3 protein-coding genes and 1 pseudogene are annotated in these 2,999 nt (G+C 65.9%); all 4 read left to right on the top strand.

The window, feature by feature from the left end; translation table 11 throughout:
- Positions 1-187: pseudogene (locus QOH60_RS08745) on the top strand (MCE family protein); the annotation flags it as partial.
- Between the two features lie 43 nt (positions 188-230).
- Entirely contained in the window at positions 231-1,262 is a 1,032-nt protein-coding gene (locus QOH60_RS08740) for a virulence factor Mce family protein (RefSeq protein WP_526419192.1), read from the top strand.
- Positions 1,259-2,617, top strand: coding sequence for an MCE family protein (locus QOH60_RS08735; protein WP_526419190.1), 1,359 nt, complete (start codon positions 1,259-1,261; stop codon positions 2,615-2,617). Before QOH60_RS08740 ends, QOH60_RS08735 begins: the two co-directional genes overlap by 4 nt.
- Positions 2,614-2,999, top strand: a 386-nt coding sequence (locus tag QOH60_RS08730) for an MlaD family protein (protein WP_526419188.1), incomplete at its 3' end; no start/stop codon positions are given. The genes QOH60_RS08735 and QOH60_RS08730, both read left to right, overlap by 4 nt.

Raw genomic sequence — 2,999 nt, 5'->3', positions numbered from 1 at the left:
GCCGATGTACGCGCCGGATGGCACCCCGCTTTGGCCCGGCCTGCCGCCTGCGCCGCCGCCCGGTGCGCCGCGGGACCCGGGCCAGACGCCGGGCTCCGAGCCGTTCGTGGTCCCGGCGCCCGCGCAGATGCAGCCGACACCGCTGCCGCCGGTCCCACTGCCGCAGGAGGCCGCGCCATCGCCATGAGCAGCCCAGCACTAACCACACCGACCAAGAAAGGCAACCAGCCATGAGCAAGGCCTGGCGACACGCCCTGTGGCGTCTCGGCATCTTCTTGGTTGTGTGTCTGCTCGGCGTGTTCGCCTTGTACGCGGTGTTCGGGCAGTTGCGTTTCGGCGAGAAAGCCAACACGTACAACGCCGCGTTCACGAACGTGACCGGGCTGGAGAACGGCGACTTCGTCCGTATCGCCGGTGTGGAGGTCGGCAAGGTCAACAAGATCTCCATCCAGCCCGACACCACCGCGCTCGTCGAGTTCACCGCCGATGACTCGGTCGTGCTCACCGAAGGCAATCGGGCCGTCATCCGTTACGACGACCTCATCGGCGGCCGCTACCTGGCACTGGTGGAAGGCGCTGGAAGCACCACGAAGCTCAAACCGGGGGACACGATTCCACTGGCCCGCACCTCGCCGGCGCTGGATTTGGACGCCTTGATCGGCGGGTTCCGCCCACTGTTTTCCGCGCTGGATCCAGACCAGGTAAACGCGTTGTCCGGTCAGTTGATTGCGGCCTTCGAGGGCCAGGGCGACACGATCGGCTCATTCCTTACCCAGACCGCGGCGTTGACGAACACGCTGGCCGACCGGGATCAGTTGATCGGGCAGGTCATCGTCAACCTGACCACCGTGCTCGGATCGCTCGGCGGCCAAAGTGCCCAATTCTCAAAGGCAATCGACTCGCTGTCCGAGCTCGTGAAGGGTCTTGAGGCCCGCAAGCAAGACATCAGCAACAGCGTGGCCTACACCAACGCCGCCGCCGGCAGTATCGCGGACCTGCTGGCGCAGGCCCGGCCACCGTTTGCCAAGACCATCGCAGAGACGGACCGGGCCGCGGGGATCGTGGTCGCCGACCACGACTACTTCGACAACCTGCTCAACACGCTTCCCGATGCCTATCAAGCGCTGGCCCGGCAGGGCATCAACGGCGACTTCTTCAGCTTCTATCTGTGCGACCTCGTCCTCAAGCTCAACGGCAAGGGCGGCCAACCGGTGTACGTGAAAGTGGCCGGACAGAGCACGGGGAGGTGCGCGCCACGATGAAGCCGTTCACCGAACGCAATACGCTCGTCATGGGTGCCATTGGGCTGGGGTTGACCGCGGTCATCGTGGTGGGCGCCTTGCAGTACGACAAGATCCCCTTCATTAACCAGAACAAGGACTACTCGGCTTACTTCGCAGAGGCCGGTGGGCTGACAACCGGTGCCCGCGTGCAGGTTTCGGGTTTCCGGGTGGGTGAGGTGTCGTCCATCGAGCTTGACGGACCGCGGGTGTTGGTCAAGTTCACCGTCGACAAGAACATCCGGCTCGGGGACCGCACCGAGGCGGCGATCAAGACGAGGGGCCTGCTCGGCAGCAAGATCCTCGAGGTCGCATCGCGCGGGGACGGCCAGCAGGACGGCCCGATTCCCGTCGAGCGGACCACATCGCCCTATCAGTTGCCGGACGCGCTTGGCGAACTCGCGACCACGATCAGCGGACTGAATACCAACCAGCTGTCCGACTCGCTCAGGGTGTTGTCCGAAACGTTCTCGGAGACCCCGCCCGAACTCAGGATCGCCGTCGAGGGTGTGGCCCGGTTCTCGGAGACGCTCAACGAACGCGACGCGCAGCTGCGTGGGCTGCTCACCAACGCCAACAAGTCGACGGCCGTGCTCGCCGAGCGCAGCGGCCAAGTGGTAAGCCTGATCGCCAACACCAATGCGCTGCTGGTCGAGTTGGAAAGCCAAAGCGCCGCGCTGGACCAGATCGCAGGCAACATCTCCGGGCTGAGCCGGCAGCTCCAAGGGTTCATCGCCGAGAACCGCACGACGATGAAGCCCGCGATAGACAAGCTCAACGGTGTGCTGACGATCATCGACAACCGCAAGGAGCGCCTGCAAAAAGGCGTGAAACTCCTTGGCTCCTATGCGATGGCGTTGGGTGAATCGGTTTCATCCGGCCCGTTCTTCAAGAACTACATCGCCAACCTGCTGCCGGGCCAGTTCGTGCAGCCGTTCGTCGACGTCGCATTCTCCGACCTCGGCCTGGATCCCAGCACGTTGTTGCCGTCGCAGCGCACCGACCCGCAGATCGGCCAGCCAGGGACGCCCGCGCTGCCTGTGCCCTTCCCCAGGACAGGGCAGGGTGGCGAGCCTCATCTGAATCTGCCCGACGCGATCACCGGCATCCCCGGCGAGCAGGGGTGCGGTCCGCCCGGCTTGCCGCTGCCCGGCCCCACTGGCTGCTACCCCTACCGCGAGCCCCTGCCCGCGCCCCCGCCGGGCGGACCGCCGCCGGGACCGCCCGCGTTGGCTCCACCCGGGCTGGACTCCACACCGATGCCGACGCCGAGCCCCGTGATGGTGCCCGCGCCGGGTGAGGTGCCGCCACCCGCAGGCGGGCAGGCCGGGCGATGAACCGCATTCGCAGGAGCTGGGTCGCCATCGCCCTTGTCGTGCTGCTCGTCGCCGGCGTGGCCGTGCTGTTTCGAACCTCCGACACCATCAATCGCACGAACGTCGTCGGGTACTTCGAGAACAGCAATGGCATCTACGTCGGTGACGACGTTCGTATTCTCGGTGTGAACGTCGGCAGGATCGACAAGATCGAGCCGCAGCCCGACCGGGTCAAGATCTCGTTCTGGTACGACAGCAAGTACAAGGGGCCCGCGGGCGCCAACGCCGCGATCCTGTCGCCGACGCTGGTCACATCGCGCGCCTTACAGCTGACCCCGGTGTTCACCGGCGGGCCGGTGATGGCCGACAACGCGGTAATCCCGCGCGAACGCACAGTGGTTCC

The sequence above is a fragment of the Mycobacterium sp. genome (assembly GCF_032159765.1).
In the GTDB taxonomy this organism is placed as follows: domain Bacteria; phylum Actinomycetota; class Actinomycetes; order Mycobacteriales; family Mycobacteriaceae; genus Mycobacterium.
The sequence above is the reverse complement of the archived record's forward strand: the minus strand, read 5'-3'. Positions and strand labels throughout refer to the sequence as shown.

Bases quoted from the DNA above. Each gene is read 5' to 3' on its own strand.
- QOH60_RS08740 (WP_526419192.1), top strand. From the start codon at position 231: ATGAGCAAGGCCTGGCGACACGCCCTGTGGCGTCTCGGCATCTTCTTG.
- QOH60_RS08735 (WP_526419190.1), top strand. From the start codon at position 1,259: ATGAAGCCGTTCACCGAACGCAATACGCTCGTCATGGGTGCCATTGGG.